The sequence below is a fragment of the Bradyrhizobium tunisiense genome (assembly GCF_042263385.1).
Lineage (GTDB): Bacteria > Pseudomonadota > Alphaproteobacteria > Rhizobiales > Xanthobacteraceae > Bradyrhizobium > Bradyrhizobium tunisiense.
The window spans coordinates 84,142-100,347 of sequence record NZ_JBHLEV010000003.1 but is presented as its reverse complement, the minus strand read 5'-3'; the positions used below and the strand labels follow the sequence as shown (position 1 = coordinate 100,347).

General features: G+C 63.9%; 13 protein-coding genes. 6 read left to right on the top strand and 7 right to left on the bottom strand.

Features of this window, described 5'->3' with window-relative positions; all coding sequences use genetic code 11:
* Positions 1-6: 6 nt before the first annotated feature.
* Positions 7-471: an Lrp/AsnC family transcriptional regulator gene (locus tag ACFDR6_RS13700; RefSeq protein WP_375858609.1), complete on the bottom strand. Its 465-nt coding sequence runs from the start codon at positions 469-471 to the stop codon at positions 7-9.
* Positions 472-629: 158 nt separating this feature from the next.
* On the opposite strand from ACFDR6_RS13700, the gene ACFDR6_RS13695 reads away from it, so the two are divergent.
* Positions 630-1,646, top strand: a complete 1,017-nt coding sequence (locus ACFDR6_RS13695; RefSeq protein WP_212079495.1) for a 1-aminocyclopropane-1-carboxylate deaminase — start codon at positions 630-632, stop codon at positions 1,644-1,646.
* A 216-nt stretch (positions 1,647-1,862) separates the two neighbouring features.
* Here the strand turns inward: ACFDR6_RS13695 and recQ are convergent, their stop codons facing one another.
* From recQ to ACFDR6_RS13665, 6 genes are all read right to left on the bottom strand, one after another.
* A complete protein-coding gene (gene recQ, locus ACFDR6_RS13690; RefSeq protein ID WP_375858608.1) occupies positions 1,863-3,725 on the bottom strand; it encodes a DNA helicase RecQ in 1,863 nt (620 codons plus the stop codon).
* A gap of 260 nt (positions 3,726-3,985) precedes the next feature.
* Positions 3,986-4,729 (bottom strand): polysaccharide deacetylase family protein, encoded by a 744-nt coding sequence (locus ACFDR6_RS13685; protein ID WP_317242005.1) that lies wholly within the window; start codon positions 4,727-4,729, stop codon positions 3,986-3,988.
* 64 nt (positions 4,730-4,793) lie between these two features.
* The gene (gene metA, locus ACFDR6_RS13680) at positions 4,794-5,834 is read right to left on the bottom strand and encodes a homoserine O-succinyltransferase MetA (RefSeq protein WP_375858607.1); all 1,041 of its coding nucleotides are present in this window, start codon (positions 5,832-5,834) and stop codon (positions 4,794-4,796) included.
* 12 nt (positions 5,835-5,846) lie between these two features.
* A complete protein-coding gene (locus tag ACFDR6_RS13675; protein ID WP_375858606.1) occupies positions 5,847-7,148 on the bottom strand; it encodes an O-acetylhomoserine aminocarboxypropyltransferase/cysteine synthase family protein in 1,302 nt (433 codons plus the stop codon).
* Positions 7,149-7,415: 267 nt separating this feature from the next.
* Positions 7,416-8,978: an amidase family protein gene (locus ACFDR6_RS13670; protein ID WP_375858605.1), complete on the bottom strand. Its 1,563-nt coding sequence runs from the start codon at positions 8,976-8,978 to the stop codon at positions 7,416-7,418.
* A 129-nt stretch (positions 8,979-9,107) separates the two neighbouring features.
* Complete coding sequence (locus ACFDR6_RS13665; protein WP_375858604.1) at positions 9,108-10,289, bottom strand: MFS transporter; 1,182 nt, start codon at positions 10,287-10,289, stop codon at positions 9,108-9,110.
* A gap of 98 nt (positions 10,290-10,387) precedes the next feature.
* Between ACFDR6_RS13665 and ACFDR6_RS13660 the strand changes: the two genes are divergently transcribed.
* From ACFDR6_RS13660 to ACFDR6_RS13640, 5 genes are all read left to right on the top strand, one after another.
* Complete coding sequence (locus tag ACFDR6_RS13660) at positions 10,388-11,341, top strand: LysR family transcriptional regulator (protein ID WP_317242000.1); 954 nt, start codon at positions 10,388-10,390, stop codon at positions 11,339-11,341.
* A gap of 293 nt (positions 11,342-11,634) precedes the next feature.
* On the top strand, positions 11,635-12,303 hold the full coding sequence (locus ACFDR6_RS13655; RefSeq protein ID WP_212079487.1) for a helix-turn-helix domain-containing protein: 669 nt from the start codon (positions 11,635-11,637) through the stop codon (positions 12,301-12,303).
* Between the two features lie 162 nt (positions 12,304-12,465).
* Complete coding sequence (locus tag ACFDR6_RS13650; protein WP_317241999.1) at positions 12,466-12,765, top strand: circadian clock KaiB family protein; 300 nt, start codon at positions 12,466-12,468, stop codon at positions 12,763-12,765.
* Positions 12,749-14,215: a circadian clock protein KaiC gene (gene kaiC, locus ACFDR6_RS13645; protein WP_212079486.1), complete on the top strand. Its 1,467-nt coding sequence runs from the start codon at positions 12,749-12,751 to the stop codon at positions 14,213-14,215. The genes ACFDR6_RS13650 and kaiC overlap by 17 nt, the downstream gene beginning before the upstream one ends.
* Positions 14,112-16,181 (top strand): response regulator, encoded by a 2,070-nt coding sequence (locus ACFDR6_RS13640; RefSeq protein WP_375858603.1) that lies wholly within the window; start codon positions 14,112-14,114, stop codon positions 16,179-16,181. Before kaiC ends, ACFDR6_RS13640 begins: the two co-directional genes overlap by 104 nt.
* Positions 16,182-16,206: the final 25 nt, after the last annotated feature.

Genomic DNA, 16,206 nt, shown 5'->3' with positions numbered 1-16,206 from the left:
CGCCGCTCAAAATTCCAGCGGCGCGTTGTCGACCACTTCCTTCATCACGAAGAAGGTGCGGGTCTGCCGTACGCCGGGCAGCGCGATGAGCTGCTCGCCGTGGATGCGGTTGAAATCCTCCATGTCGCCGACGCGGATCTTGAGGAAATAGTCGAAGTCGCCGGCGACGAGGTGGCAGTCGAGCACGAATTTCAGCCTGGCGATCGCCTGCTCGAAAATGGCGAAGCTCTCCGGCGTCGAGCGGTCGAGCACGACGCCGACCATTACCAGCGTGCCCTTGGCCACTTTCTTGGGGGCGATCATGGCGCGGACGGCGGCGATGAAGCCGTCCTCGAACAGGCGCTGGGTGCGGCGATGGCAGGTGGCGGGGCTGATCGCGACGGTTTCGGCCAGCTCAGCATTGCTCAGCCGTCCGTTATTCTGCAGCAATCTCAGGATCTTAAGGTCAGTGCGATCGAGACGGGCGGCCATGAAAGAAGCTTCCATAAAAGAGCGATCATACGGAAGAAATACTAGCTACTGCCGCCATTTCCGCAAGAACGCACGCAATATGGGCGCAATATTCGAGAGCACATTTTTCCGAGGCGATGCTAGGCAACGACGGACATCAACACCAATCGGGATGACCCATGAAGCTCGATAAATTTCCGCGCTACAAGCTGACCTTCGGCCCGACGCCCATCGAGAAGCTGGAACGGCTGTCAAAACATCTCGGCGGCCAGGTCGAGGTCTATGCCAAGCGCGAGGACTGCAATTCGGGCCTTGCCTATGGCGGCAACAAGCTGCGCAAGCTCGAATATATCATTCCCGACGCGATCGCCTCCAACGCCGACACGCTGGTCTCGATCGGCGGCGTGCAGTCGAACCACACCCGCATGATCGCCGCCGTCGCGGCCAAGATCGGCATGAAGTGCCGTCTGGTGCAGGAAGCCTGGGTGCCGCACGAGGACGCCGTCTATGACCGTGTCGGCAACATCATGCTCTCGCGCATCATGGGCGCCGACGTGCGCCTCGTCGACGACGGCTTCGACATCGGTATCCGCAAGAGCTGGGAGCAGGCGATCGAGGAAGTGAAGGCCGCGGGCGGCAAGCCTTACGCGATTCCTGCCGGAGCCTCCGTGCACAAATTCGGCGGTCTCGGCTATGTCGGCTTCGCCGAGGAGGTGCGCAAGCAGGAAGCCGAGCTCGGCTTCAAGTTCGACTACATCGTGGTCTGCACCGTCACTGGCTCGACCCATGCCGGCATGCTGGTGGGCTTCGCTGCCGACGGCCGCGCGCGCAAAGTGATCGGCATCGATGCCTCTTTCACGCCCGAACAGACCAAGGCGCAGGTGCTCGAGATCGCGCAAAACACCGCCAAGCTCGTCGAGCTCGGCAAGGAGCTCGTCGCTGACGACGTCGTGCTGATCGAGGATTACGCCTATCCCGCCTATGGCGTGCCGTCGGAGGAGACCAAGGAGGCCATCCGCCTCAGCGCACGTCTCGAAGGCATGATCACCGACCCCGTCTACGAGGGCAAGTCGATGCAGGGCCTGATCGATCTTGCGAAGAAGGGATATTTCGAGAAGGGCGCGAAGATCCTGTACGCCCATCTCGGCGGCGCCCCGGCGCTGAACGGATATGCCTACGCGTTCCGGAACGGGTGAGTGAAGGCGTAGCTTTCGCGCATCATACACCGCCGTCGTCCCGCGCAAGCGTAAGCGCAGACCCGGGACCCATACGCCGCAGCAGTCGTTTTGCGAAGACTCGTGGTCGCCAGCCTGCCGTACCCACACCGGCCTGTGGTTATGGATCCCGGATCTGCGCGCTTTAGGCGCGCTCGTCCGGGATGACGTGTTGAGAGAATTGAGCGCACCAGCGCCCTACCGCGTCCTGACGATCTGTAGCAGTTCGTCGCCGTAATGCTCGAGCTTCTTGTCGCCGATGCCGGGGACGTTGCGGAGTTCGTCGAGAGTGGTTGGCCAAGCCCGGACGATGCCGTCGATGGTGGCATCATGCAGCACGACATAGGCCGGTACGCCGCGTTCGCGGGCGATGTCCGAGCGCCAGGACCGCAGCCGCGCGCGCAGCTCCGGATCGACATCGCCTTGCGGCGCGCTGGCCGCAGGCGCGAGATCACCGCGGCGCGATTTGCCGCGACTGGCGCGAATACGCGCGCCGGGCGCTTCCTCGCGCAGCCACACCTCGGTCTCCCCGCGCAGCACGCCGCGCGCGGTCTCGGTCAGCTTCAGCGCGCCGAAAGCCTCGCTGTCGCTGTGCAGATGTCCCATCGCCACCAACTGCCGGAGCACGGTGCGCCACTGCTTTTCATTGAGCTCGCGGCCGATGCCGAACACCGACAATTTGTCGTGGCCGAACTGCGTCACCTTCTCGGTCAGGCGTCCGACCAGCACGTCGATCAGATGCATCGCTCCAAACCGCTGTCCGGTGCGGTAGACGCAGGACAACAGCTTCTGCGCCAGCACCTTGCCGTCGCGCATTTTCGGCGGCGTCAGGCAGTTGTCGCAATTGCCGCAGGTCTCGCCCATCACGATCTCGCCGAAATAGGCGAGCAGCCGCCGGCGCCGGCAGTGCGGCGTTTCGGCAAGTCCGACCAGCGCATCGAGCTTGCCGATCGAGACCCGCTTGAATTCGTCGGAGGCGCTGGACTCGTCGATCATGCGCCGCTGCTGCACGATGTCGGAGAGCCCATAGGCCATCCAGGCCGCCGACGGCTTGCCGTCACGGCCGGCGCGGCCCGTCTCCTGGTAATAGGCCTCGATGCTCTTGGGCAGGTCGAGATGGGCGACGAAGCGCACGTCGGGCTTGTCGATGCCCATGCCGAACGCGACCGTCGCGACGATAACGATGCCGTCCTCGTTGAGAAAGCGGTCCTGGTTGCGCGAGCGCACCTGGCTGTCGAGCCCGGCGTGGTAGGGCAGCGCCGCAATGCCGGCGTCGTCAAGCGCGGCGGCGACCTCCTCGACCCGGTTGCGGGACAGGCAATAGACCACGCCGGCATCGCCCGCGTGACGCTCCCGGATGAATTCCTTCAGCTGCGATACGGCGTTGCGCTTGTCGACGATCTCGTAACGGATGTTGGGGCGGTCGAAGCTCGAGACGAATTGCGGCGCGTCCGTCAATTGAAGCCGCTCGACGATCTCCTTGCGCGTCAGATCGTCGGCGGTCGCGGTCAGCGCGATGCGCGGCACGTCGGGAAAGCGCTCGGCGATGATGGAGAGGCCGACATATTCGGGGCGAAAGTCATGGCCCCATTGCGAGACGCAATGCGCCTCGTCGATCGCGAACAGCGCCACCTTGGCCTGCGCCAGCAGCGACAGGCAGCGCGGCGTCACCAGACGCTCCGGCGCGACATAAAGCAGATCGAGATCGCCCGCGAGCAGGCGGCGTTCGATGTCGGAGGCTTCCTGGAACGACAGTGACGAATTCAGCGCGGCGGCATTGACGCCGGCTTCGATCAGGCCGGCGACCTGATCGCGCATCAACGCGATCAGCGGCGACACCACGATGCCGCAGCCTTCGCGCAGCAAGGAAGGAAGTTGATAGCACAGCGACTTGCCGCCGCCGGTCGGCATCAGCACCAGGCAATTGCCACCGCCCGTGACGTGCCTGACGATCTCTCCCTGCGCGCCGCGAAAACCCGGCAGGCCGAAGACGGAATGCAGCACCGACAGCGCATCGCGGCCGTTGGCCGGCGCGGGCGGAGCGGTGGAAGGAACGGACATGGGCAGGACAGGATCGGCCGTGGGATTCGTCACAAGGCCAGTCGCATGCTGGCGTCGGCGTGGCAAGAGTGTTTCGGGTGCAGGATATTATCTTCCCCTCGCCCCTTGTGGGCTCCTTGTCGGAGAGGGTGGCTCGCCGCGTGAGCGGCGAGACGGGTGAGGGATTCTATCCGCGAACGCAGATATGAGTTTGAGGAGACATACCCCTCATCCGGCGCTTCGCGCCACCTTCTCCCACAAGGGGAGAAAGGAAGAAGACACTACGCCCCGATTCGTCGCAAGGCTTCCGCGACAGTCACAATGGGCATGCCACGCCTCTGGGCCGCATCCAGCGCATGTCGCATCAGGCCGGGAGTGCAGCCATAGGGACTCGGCGCGTTCGTTATGTCGTGGCCATAGAAGATGAGCCATCCCCCGCTCGCGACCGCCTCATCGAAATAGCGATCGACCCCCGCTTGATCGATCTCGCAATCGACCAGGGGCGACGCGCGCAGGAACTGGAGGTCGATGACGTCGCTGTTGACGCCGGGGAGAATACCACGCGCCGAACGGAAGGCCCTGGCGAGCTGCGGCTTGCGCCAGACCGAGGCGATCCCATAGGGATAGGCGAAGTTCTCCAGCTTGATCGAGGAATCGATTCCACGAAAATAAGCGCGGTTCCGCTCGATCTCGCGAGCCATCGCTGCTTCATCGAGACTGGCCGAGCTCTGGTGCGAGAAGGTGTGGCAGGCGATCTCGTGACCGGCGCGGTGAAGTCGCACGATGGCGTCGTTCGACAGCCCGTGCCAGTGGTCCGACGGACGATCGATCAGGCTGCCGGCGAGATAGAACGTCCCGCGGCCGCCATGCTTTTCCAGAAGCTCGGCGCCCTCGCCTGCCGCGCTGTCGGGGGCATCGTCGAAGGTGAAGCTCACCATCGGCGCATGGGCAGGCAGCCGGTGCGGCGCGGCGCGGAAATGCCGGGCCAACCGATTGCTCACGCGTCCCTGGAGTGCCGACCACACGACTGCGTTTCCGGTGATTCCGTTGTTGCCGTAATGAAACATTCGCGCGCCGGTCGAGGCAAGCCTAACGCTTGGGTAATCCTAACGCAGAACCAACATCCTTCGGCTGATGCGCAGGGACCGATGCATCGGCTTCCAGGCTGAGATACTGCAGCCAGTTGCGGAAGAGCACCGCCGCCGCGCTGCCGGCGCCGATATCGGCGCGCAAATTCAGCCCGGGCAACTCGTTGGCGAGCGCCGGATGGCGCTGGTGCACCGCTTTCTTCTCGAAACGGGCCAGTTTCTCTTCCGTCGCTGCGTCAAAATAGCTCACGGGCAGGCGCGGATAATTCTCGCGTTCACGCGCGAGATAGCGGCCGATGTCGCGCAGATATTCGCGCTGGAGCGACAGCGCGTCGTATTCCGGATGCCCCTGGAAAAACACGAAGCGGCTGGCATATTGGCGAACGAATACGTCGACACCTGCAAGGGCCGAGCGTGTCAGCACCTGATAGCCGGCCTGCACCAGGTCGCTCTCCGCAATCTCGTTCAACCGCGAATGCGAGACCTTCAGTGGGGCCGGTGTGGCGCGCGTCAGGGAATCGTTCGTCACGGCGTCGCAATCGAAGATGCCGTGGCATTTGGCCCGCAGCCGTCGCCGTTCGATGCCGTCGAGGTGCAGCACTGCCGCATGCGCGGCAAGGCACGACCAGATCGTCGAGCGCGTGCTGGCCTTGGCCCAGTCGATGAGGTCGGTAAGATCGCGCCAGTACGGCTCCTGATCGAGCTCGGGCGCGACAGGCTCGGCGCCGGTCACGATCAGCCCGTCGAATTTCTGACGCTTGAGATCGGAAAGATCCGAATATTCGCTCTCGACATGCCACCTCGCTTCCGGCGAGCGCTTCACACTGGGAAGCGAGAAGCAGTGGAAGCGGATGCGGCACGGACCTGCTGCGGCCTGGAGCAGCTTCATGAACTGCCGCTCGGTCGCCTTCAGCGCCGGATCCGGCATGTTGTTGACGAGCCCGATCGTGAGTTCGGGACCATGTTCTCGCGCGAAATCGCGCTCGGTCGGCACCAGCGCCGGGCTCGAGATGACTTGATCCCTGTCGATCAAGATCGTCATGGGCGCTGCCGCCTACTCCGCGGCCTCGAGGCGCGCTGACCGACAGGCCTTGTCCAGCGCCTGATCAATATCCTCGATGATATCGGAGACATGCTCGATGCCGATCGAGAGCCGGATGGTCTCCGGCAGCACGCCGGCAGCGCGCTGCTGCTCCGCCGACATCTGCCGGTGGGTGGTCGAGGCCGGATGACAGGCCAGCGACTTGGCATCGCCGATATTGACGAGGCGCGTGATCAGCTTCAGCGCATCATAGAAGGACTTGCCGGCCTCCATCCCGCCCTTGATGCCGAAGGTGAACAGCGAGGAGGCGTTGCCGTCGAGATATTTCTGCACCAGCGGATAATAGGGACTGTCGGGAAAGCCGGTGTAATTGACCCAGGCGACCCGCGAATCCTTGCGCAGGAATTCGGCGACCTTGCGGGCGTTCTCGACATGGCGCTCCATGCGCAGCGCCACGGTCTCGATGCCCTGAAGCAGCAGGAAGGCGTTGAACGGCGACAGCACCGAGCCCATGGTGCGCTGATAGACGCTGCGCGCGCGCTCGATATAGGCGGTGCGGCCGAAACGCTCGGCATAGACGAGGCCGTGATAGGAAGCGTCGGGCTTGTTGTAGGCGGGGAAGCGGTCTGCGTATTTCGCCCACGGGAAGTTTCCGGAGTCGACGATGGCGCCGCCGAGCGTGGTGCCGTGACCGCCCAGGAATTTGGTCAACGAGTGCACGGCGATGTCGGCGCCGTAGTCGAACGGCTTGAGCAGGATCGGAGTTGCCACCGTGTTGTCGACGATCAGCGGCACGCCATGCGCATGCGCGACCTTGGCCAGCGCCTCGATGTCGCAGACATTGCCGGCGGGATTGCCGATGGTCTCTGCGAACACGGCGCGGGTGTTCTCGTCGATCAGCTTCTCGATCGCCTCGGGCTTGTCGCTATGGGCGAAGCGGCCGGTGATGCCCTGGCGCGGCAGGATGTGGGAGAGCAGCGTGTGCGTGGTGCCGTAGAGCTGCGGCACGGACACGATGTTGCCGCCGTGGTCGGCGACGTTGACGAAGGCAAAATGCAGCGCCGCCTGGCCGGTCGCGACCGCGAGCGCGCCGACGCCGCCTTCGAGCTGGGCGATACGCTTCTCCAGCACCGCGCTGGTCGGATTGGCGATACGGCTGTAGCGGAAACCTTCAGCCTCGAGATTGAAGAGCGCCGCGCCGTGATCGGCGCTGTCGAAGGCGTAGGCCGCGGTCTGGTAAATCGGCACCGCGACCGCGTGCGTGGTCGCCTCGGGCTCGTAGCCGGCGTGAATAGCGATCGTCTCGTTGCGCATCGTGCCACCTCCGCGTGGAGCGGGCCGCACTTATTGGCCTGTATGAGGCATGTGCGTTGTCCGCCGTCCTCGTGTTAGAGGCGGGTGGTAAAGCGGACAATAATTCGCTTAGAGATCGAGGAAGTAACCCTAACGCTCGCTGGAAAATTGGCCGGCATTCGGGTTAATGCGCATTAACAAATGCTGCGTCTTGCCGCAGCTCGCCGTGCCGTCTGCCTTCTCCCGACTTGGAGAAGGCAGATCGACGCCGCAATAGGGAAGGCACACCTAAGCCATCTGCTCCCACAGCCTGTGGGCGAGCACGCCGGCGCGCTTCTCGATCGCGGCCGCCGCATCGAGCGCGAGATCCTCGCGATAGCGCCCGGCGATGAGCTGCACGCCAATGGGCTTGCCGTCGTGGAGCGCCACCGGCACCACGGCGCCGGGCAGGCCCAGCACGTTGATTGCGGAGATGAAGCGGATCTCGCCCCAGAAGATCTCGCGCACGCGCTCGGGGCTGACGGTGTCATCGCGCGGGCCCGGCGTCGGCTTCACCGTGGTCGGCGCAAGCACGATCGGATAGTCCTCGAAGAACAACTGCCAGGCGCGGATATGCCCGTTACGCGCGGCGGTCGCCTGCATCCAGGCCTTGAGATCGAGCACGTTGGCCTTGGCCTTCATGCCGCCCCAGGCCTTGTGGAAGTCTTCCGAAGTCACCTTCAGCATGGAGGCTTCCTGCATCACCACGGTCTCGTTGGTGATGATGTCGCACCAGGTCTGCCAGACACCGTTAATGTCGGGCACCTCGACCTCGCTGACGCGGTAGCCGGACCGTTCGAGATGGTCGGCGGCCTGGCGCAGCGCCGCGGAGACCGACGGATCGACGTCCATGTCGTCGGGAATCTTGGCCAGGGCCACCTTGATCGGCCCCTTCGGTCTCGCGCCGACCAGCGGCGCTGGCACCCACCAGGGATCGCGCGGATCGCGCTGGCTCATCACCTCCAGCGCAAGACGGACGTCGCCGACGTGGCGGGCGAGCGGCCCCTGTGCAGACATCAGATGCGCCAGCATCGGCCGCTCGGAGGTTGCGCTCTCGTTGAACGCGGGAATGCGCCCTTGCGTCGGCTTGATGGTGGCAACACCGTTGCAATGCGCCGGCCAGCGCAGCGAGCCGCCGATGTCGTTGCCATGGGCGATGGTGCCGATGCCGGCGGCGACCGCCGAACCCGCGCCGCCCGAGGAGCCGCCGCAGGTGATGTTTGGATCCCACGGATTGAGCGTCAGCCCGTGCAGGGGATTGTCGGTGAAGCCGCGGAAGGAGAATTCCGGCGTGTTGGTGAGCCCGATGACGATCGCGCCGGCCTTCTTCAGGTTGCGGACAACAGGCGCGTCCGACGGCGCGACGAGGTCCTTGTTGGCGGGAACGCCGTTGAAGTTCGGTCGGCCCTCGTAATCGACGTTTTCCTTGATCGTTATGGGCACCCCATGCAGAAGGCCGAGCGCACCGCCCTTGGCGCGCTGCTTGTCGGCTGCATGGGCCGCTTTCAGCGCTTCCTCGCCGAGATCGACGACGACCGCATTCAGCTTCGGATTGACGGTGCGCATCCGTTCGAGATGCGCCTCGACCGTCTCGACTGCGGAGATGGCGCCGGACCGGATCGCGGCCGCGGTCTCCACTGCCGACCATTGCCAGGCCGATCCCTTGGGACGGCGTGGTGCGGTGGACTTCCCTCGTGCCGCCTTGCCGGTCGGCTTCGCGACCGCGCTCTTGCGGCCGGAGCTCGCCTTGCCCGGAGTCTTCGCCGCTTTCTTCAAGACACTTTTCTTTTTGGTCGCCGTCTTCTTCGCCACGCCAGCATCTCCTTGAATTGCGCGGCGGAGGTTACGGACCGCATTCGGTCCTGTACAGGTGCGTTTCTGCATGGCGAGTTGGCGTCAGGATCGATGCGACCACTCGTCAGCGAGCCTCACGCCTTCGCTCTACTCCGCAGGACACGCTGCGACGGCGACCGGCGCGCGGTCGAGCCGGAGGCTCCACAGTGCGAGCACGAGGCCGATCGTCGTAATGCCGGCCGCGACCAGCGGCAGCGCGGAGAGGCCGAGTCCGCGATCGATGGCGACGCCGCCGGCCCAGGCGCCGAGCGCGTTGCCGAGATTGAACGCGGCGATGTTGAGGCTGGAGGCGAGCGTGCGCCCGTTGGCGCCGGCCGCCTCCAGCACGCGAAGCTGGAGCGGGGCGACGGTTGCAAAGGCGGCGACGCCGAGCAGCAGGATCAGCACGATCGCCGCAAACTTGACCGACAGCACCGCTGCAAGCCCGAGAAGCGCGATGGCGAGCGCGGCGAGCGTCCCGATCAGTGCACCGGCGAGGCCGCGGTCCGCAAGCTTACCGCCGGCGACGTTGCCGATTGCGAGTCCGACGCCGAACACCAGCAGAATCGGCGAGACCGCTCCTTCCGAGAATCCGGTGAAGCGCGTCAGGATGGGCTGAATGTAGGTGAAGACGACGAACAGGCCGGCGAAGCCGAACACGGTCATGGCAAGGCCAAGCAGCACCTGCGGACGGCTGAGCACGGCGACTTCCTCGGCAAGAGAGACCGGCTTGTCACCGTTGCCGACATGGCCGGGAACGAGCGCGGCGACCACCGCAAAGGCGATCACGCCGATGACCGTCACGGCCCAGAACGCCGCGCGCCAGCCGAGCAGCAGGCCGAACCAGGCGCCGAAGGGCACGCCCAGCAGCGTCGCGACCGTGAGGCCGATGAACATGGTGGATATCGCCGAGGCCCGCTTGTCCTCGGGGACGAGGCTGGTCGCGACCACCGACCCGACGCCGAAGAAGGTCCCGTGGGCAAGCGAGGTCAGCACCCGCGCGGCCATCAGCAATTCGTAGTTCGGCGCCAGCGCGCAGGCGGCATTGCCCAATGTGAAGATCGCCATCAGCGCGAGCAGCACGGTTTTCCGCGGCATCCGCCGTGTGGCGAGCGTCAGGACGGGCGCACCGACGAATACGCCGAGAGCATAGCCGGAGATGAGCAGCCCGGCGACCGGCACGGAAACGTGCATGTCGGCGGCGACCTGGAGCAGGAGGCCCATGATGATGAATTCCGTGGTGCCGATGCCAAAGGCACCGGCGGTGAGCGCGAGAACGGCGGGAGGCATGCGTGGCTCCGATGGTTGAGACGAGCCACGCAGATAGCCGAGCCAAGGCAAAACCATTAGAACGTCTGCAATCCAATCATTTGTGACGTGAATTCAACATGGCCCGCTTCGACACCAACCGCTCCGCCGAAATGGAGGTCTTCGTCCGCGTCGTCGATCTCGGCGGTTTCACCTCGGCCGCGCGAAAACTCCGCCTGACGCCATCGGGCGTGAGCAAGCTGATCTCGCGGCTGGAAGCCCGGCTCGGGTCACGGCTCGTCAACCGCACCACGCGCAAGCTGACACTGACGGAGGAAGGCCAGGCGTTCTATCAGCGCGCCGCGCGCATCCTCGCCGAGATGGACGAGGCCGAGCGCGAAGCGGCTTCGGGCGCGGCGCCGCGCGGCCGCCTCACCGTCAACAGCAACATCCCCTTCGGCATGCTGCATGTGATGCCGCTGATCCCGCGCTTCCTGGAGCAGCATCCCGACGTCACGCTCGATCTCGTGCTGACCGACACGTTGATCGACCTGATGCAGGAGCGCGCCGACGTCGCCATCCGCGTCGGCCCGCTACGCGCCTCGCGCCTCGTTGCGCGAAAGCTCGGCACCAGCCGCATGGTCGTGGTCGGCACGCCAAGCTATCTCAGCCGCTGCGGCACACCGAAGATTCCGGCCGATCTCGCCGATCACCGCGGCATCGGCTGGACCTTTCCGCGCGCGATCCGCGGCTGGCCATTCAAGCGCGGCGACCACGCCGAGGAGGCCGTGCCGCCGCCCGTTGCGCGCGCCAGCGACGGCGAAGCCGCCCGCCGCCTTTGCCTCGGCGGCGTCGGTCTCGCCCGCCTCGCCCTCTTTCACATCGGCCCCGACATCGAATCCGGCCGCCTCGTTCCGGTGCTGCAGAACTACAATCCAGGCGATCGCGAAGACATCCACGCCGTCTACGTCGGCCACACCGCCCCGCTTCCGGCCCGCGTGCGCGCGTTCATCGATTTTCTCGCCGCGCACGTGCGGGTGAGCGATCCCGCGCTGAAGCGCACGGCGGATGGGTCATGGAAATTGGTCGGATGAGGCTGGGTGGGGAAGAGAGTGGCAGTCCCCCTGGAAGACGGAGCATTTCGACTCTGTCGGACAAAACCCGCTATTTGAGCGACGGCCGGAGTTGAATTTCCGTCTCTGATAAGAGCCCGCTCCGCCAAGTCGCTTGCCGAGGTCTCCTTGCCATCACTGGTCTGTTTGTCCGGCGCGAGCCCAAATAGTGCTCTTGAACTAACCACTTAGTACCCAGGAACCAATTTTCCGACCCCGCGTTGTTTCAGCAAATCCAGGCATATCGATCATCCACCGAAAGCGGGGGGACAGTAATGGACCAGGCTGCGAGCGATGTTGCGCGCGAAAGTGACCCGCGGGAGCAGATCGCGTCGGCTCTTGGCAGCGGCGTGATCTTTGTCGATTCCGATGGACACATCGTCTGGATCGATCAAGGCATGCGTCGCCGTCTGAACGGCGGCATGGAGGATCTTGTGCTGCCTGTTCAAAAGGCGGGCACGTCGGCAATCGATTGTTTCGTTTCCGCCATGCCGTTGAAGCTGGACGGCAAGGAAGCAATGGTGTGCGTGATCCAGGAAAACAGGGCCCCGGACCGAGATCTGATTTCGGCCATTGAATCGGTGCTGGTCGATACATCGTCCTTTGCTCGCAGCGTCATGGACAGGCTGAAGGGCCTGCGTCAAGCAACGAAGCCGGAGGCCACCGATCCGGCTGAAGCATCTCTGGACGTTGATTTGCTCACTCACCGCGAGCGAGAGGTTCTAGGACTTATATGTGAGGGCCACAGCGACTTGGAGATGAGCAAAAAGCTCAACCTCTCGGAGAACACCGTGCGCAATCACATCGCCTCGCTCTATCGAAAAATCGGCGTTAACCGCCGCAGCGCAGCGATCATCTGGGCACGCGAGCGAGCCATTACGAGCCAGGCGAATCTAAGCCTCAAGCAGCGGACGCGGCGCTCCGCCGATTCTCTCGAGAGATGATTTCCTACTAAGCGATTAGTATTTCTCGCCCTCTTGCGCGGGAACTGCTCGCGTTGTTTCCTGCGCTCAACTCATGGCTCATTCGGCTGAGGCTTCCGTAGCATCGGGCGCTGCTGCGCTCCGGCACCGGCGGGGGTCGTCCAACGATCACAAGGCACCGCTGTGGCCGAATTCGTGCTCCGTCTCTACATCGCCGGAAATTCGGCCAGCTCTCGCCGGGCAGAGCAAAACCTTCACCGCATGCTGGCTATCATCAAGGACGAAGGCTGGGACGTCGAGATCATCGACGTGCTGACCAAGCCAGAACTCGCCGAGAAGGCGGGCGTCATCGCCACGCCGACGCTGTCCTACGAACATTCCGTTCGTCCACGGCGCATCGTCGGCGACCTCAGCGATACGAGGCGGGTTCTTGAATTTCTGGGAATCGAGATAAGGGGAGACCTGCATGACCGCACAGGATAGCGATGTTCCGGATGTGTTGGAGCGGGTCAAAACCGGCGTGGAGGCCTTCGACGACCTCGTCATGGGCGGGCTTCCGCGGGCCCGGACAACCGTTGTCGGCGGCACGCCCGGAAGCGGAAAGACGGTTTTCGCTACGCAGTTTCTAGCTCACGGCATCACGACCTTCGGCGAAAATGGCGTGCTGGTGACCTTCGAGGAGCCACCGGCCGATATCGAAGCCAATATGCGCGGTTTCGGGTGGGAGCTTGCGCAGTGGCGCAAGGAAGGCCGTTTGGCCTTCGTAGACGCAAGCCCACCGGCCAACGACGAACTCGTCATCGGGGACTTCGACCTCACCGGCCTGCTGTCGCGCATCCAGCACGCGGTTCGCGGGGTCCGTGGCAAACGCGTTGTCCTGGACTCGCTGACGCAACTATTCGACCACTTCATCGGCGACCCCAAGATCCTGCGCCGCGAGCTGTTTCACATCAGTAGCGCGCTGAAAAAGTCGGGCCTTACCGTGCTGATGACGGCGGAACGCAACAGCGAGTACGGAGAGATCACGCGCCATCGGCTGGAGGAGTTCGTTGCGGACAACGTCGTGATCTTGCGCAACGTGCTTTATCGGGAGAAGCGGCGGCGAACGATCGAAGTCCTCAAAATGCGCGGTAGCCATCACGCCGAAGGCGAGGCACCGTTCACGCTGCTGGCAAATCGGGGCGTGGTTGCCGTTCCCCTGTCGTCGCTTCGGCTCGAACAGGAATCGAGCACGGTGCGTGTGACCAGCGGAAATTCCGCCATTGATGAAATGTGCGGTGGCGGATTCTTTCGCGACAGCGTCACGCTCGTGAGCGGCGCCACCGGCACGGGCAAGACCCTCCTGGTCACCAACTTTCTCGCGGGCGGGGTGGCGGCGGGCGAAAAGGCGATTCTCTTCGGCTACGAGGAAAGCAAGGGCCAATTGTTCCGCAACGCGAGCGGCTGGGGCACGGATTTCGCGCGGATGGAAGCCGAGGGCAATCTCAAGATCATCTGTCTCTATCCGGAAGCCCAGGGCTTGCCGGATCACCTGCTCACGATTCAAAGCCTGGTCGACGAATTTAAACCCAACCGGATCGCCGTGGATAGCCTTTCCGCGCTGGAGCGCATCGCGCCGAATAATGGCTTCCGCGAATTCCTGATCAGCCTGACCTCGTTCATCAAGAAGCGCGAAATAGCCGGGCTCTGTACCGCAACCAGCAAATCTCTCATTGGCGGTGAGAGCGTCAGCGAGCAGCATATCTCCACCTTGACCGACTCGATTATCCTGCTGCGATACATCCAGGAGCAGGAAACCATGCACCGGGGTCTCATGGTGCTCAAGATGCGTGGCAGCGAGCACGCCAAGGAGATCCGGCGGTTTGCCATCGATGGTTCCGGCATGCACCTCGGCGAGGCGTTCAAGGCTGCGCCGAATGTATTCAGGGATTGAAACGCGTTCGCGAACGGTCCCGGCTGACATAAACGACATCGAGGCATGCACGATGAAGTTGACCGGTGCGGCCAGCAGTTCTGGCATCGATCAGACCGAGATGAGGTTTCTCATCGAGAAGAATGCCGATGGCATTATCGTGGTCGACGAGAGCGGCATGGTCTTGTTCGCCAATCCGGCCGCCGAAGGGATCTTTGGCCGATCGTCGGGGTCTCTGATCGGCTCGCCAATCGGAATACCCTTCGTCACCGGTGATACGACGGAAATCACCATTCACAAGCCGGGAGACGGACAGATCGACGCCGAGATCCGCGTCGTGGAGACCAGCTGGGATCAGCGGCCCGCCCGTCTCGTCAGTCTTCGCGATATTTCGGCGCGCAGGGCCCTGGAGGAGCGACTGCGGCATTCGGCGAAGATGGAGGCGATCGGCCGGCTGACGGCAGGCATCGCGCATGATTTCAACAACCTTCTCACCGTGGTTCTGGGCAATCTCGAGAGCGTGCAGCGGCGCTTCGCCGATCTCGATCCTGTCGTGGTGCGTGCTCTCGGAAATGCGACGCGGGGCGCTCAACAGGCCGCGGTTCTCACCGAGCGGTTGCTGGCATTCGCGCGACGCAAGCCGCTGGAGCCCCGGCTCCTGGACCTCGACGCCGTCATCAGCAGAATGACGGATCTGCTCCAGCGCACGCTCGGAGAAAGGATCATCGTTCGCGCCAGGATCGGAGCAGGTCTCTGGCCGGTGGAAGCTGACCCGACCGAACTGGAGGCGGCGATCCTGAACCTTGCGGTCAACGCGCGAGACGCCATGCCCTCGGGCGGCGAGCTCATCATCGAGACGGCGAATATCGAGCTCGGCGTCGATCCCGAGGCAGCGGAGAGCGAGACCAAGGCAGGGCCTCACGTGCTGATCTCGATCGCCGATTCCGGCAGCGGCATGCCACCCGAGGTGCTCCGACACGTCTTCGAACCGTTCTTCACGACCAAGACCGATGGACGTGGGACCGGCCTGGGGCTGAGCCAGGTCTACGGCTTCGCCCGGCAGAGCGGCGGTTACGTGGAAGTCTTCAGCCAGCCGGATGTCGGAACGACGGTAGGGATCTATCTGCCGAAGGCGGCCAGACGTCCCGACGCGGCCGAACCCCGGACCGTTCAGCCGCAAGAAGCGGCGCCCGTTCCGGCAGCGAGAGCCGTCGAGACGATCCTCGTCGTAGAAGACGACAAGGGTGTTCGCCAGTACGCGGTTGGCAGCTTGCGAGAGCTCGGCTATGCCGTATTCGAAGCCGCTGACGCCAGAGCCGCGCTCGAGGTCCTTCAACGCCAGCCGAACGTCGATTTGCTCTTTACCGATCTTGGCCTGCCGGGCGGCATCGATGGAAAAGGTTTGGCGGAGCAAGCGCGACTGACGCGTCCGTCGCTTCGGGTATTGATCACGTCCGCTTACGCCGATAACTCCCTGATTCACGAAGGCCGGCTTGCTCCGGACATCGACCTTCTCATCAAGCCCTTTTCCTTTGTCGCGCTCGCGACACGCGTGCGCAAGGCGCTGGATTCGGGGCCAATCGGCGCCCCGGTCGGGGCCCGGATTCTCTTGGTCGAGGACGAGTTCCTGCTGCAGATCTTTCTGGTCGAAGGGCTCGCCGAGCACGGTTTGCAGACAGAAACCGCCGCCAGTTTCAGGGAAGCTCTTGCCAAGTTTCAGGGCAGCGGCACGCAATTTGCGGCAGCTATCGTCGATCTCGGCTTGCCTGACCGTCCCGGGCACGAATTGATCCGGGAGATCAGAGCTTCACGTCCCGACCTGCCGGTCATTTTGACCACCGGCTATGCCAAGGACGACATCCGCGCGCGCTTCGCGGACGACGCCCGTCTGGAGATCCTGACCAAGCCGTTCAATGCGAGCGACATCGTGAACGCGCTTCAGAGATTCGGGATCCGCTTGGAGCAAGCCCCTCGTCCCGAAGCCTGATGACGGTTGTATTCCAATCATCATG

Bases quoted from the DNA above. Each gene is read 5' to 3' on its own strand.
- ACFDR6_RS13700 (WP_375858609.1), bottom strand. From the start codon at position 471: ATGGCCGCCCGTCTCGATCGCACTGACCTTAAGATCCTGAGATTGCTG.
- ACFDR6_RS13695 (WP_212079495.1), top strand. From the start codon at position 630: ATGAAGCTCGATAAATTTCCGCGCTACAAGCTGACCTTCGGCCCGACG.
- recQ (WP_375858608.1), bottom strand. From the start codon at position 3,725: ATGTCCGTTCCTTCCACCGCTCCGCCCGCGCCGGCCAACGGCCGCGAT.
- metA (WP_375858607.1), bottom strand. From the start codon at position 5,834: ATGACGATCTTGATCGACAGGGATCAAGTCATCTCGAGCCCGGCGCTG.
- ACFDR6_RS13675 (WP_375858606.1), bottom strand. From the start codon at position 7,148: ATGCGCAACGAGACGATCGCTATTCACGCCGGCTACGAGCCCGAGGCG.
- ACFDR6_RS13665 (WP_375858604.1), bottom strand. From the start codon at position 10,289: ATGCCTCCCGCCGTTCTCGCGCTCACCGCCGGTGCCTTTGGCATCGGC.
- ACFDR6_RS13660 (WP_317242000.1), top strand. From the start codon at position 10,388: ATGGCCCGCTTCGACACCAACCGCTCCGCCGAAATGGAGGTCTTCGTC.
- ACFDR6_RS13655 (WP_212079487.1), top strand. From the start codon at position 11,635: ATGGACCAGGCTGCGAGCGATGTTGCGCGCGAAAGTGACCCGCGGGAG.
- kaiC (WP_212079486.1), top strand. From the start codon at position 12,749: ATGACCGCACAGGATAGCGATGTTCCGGATGTGTTGGAGCGGGTCAAA.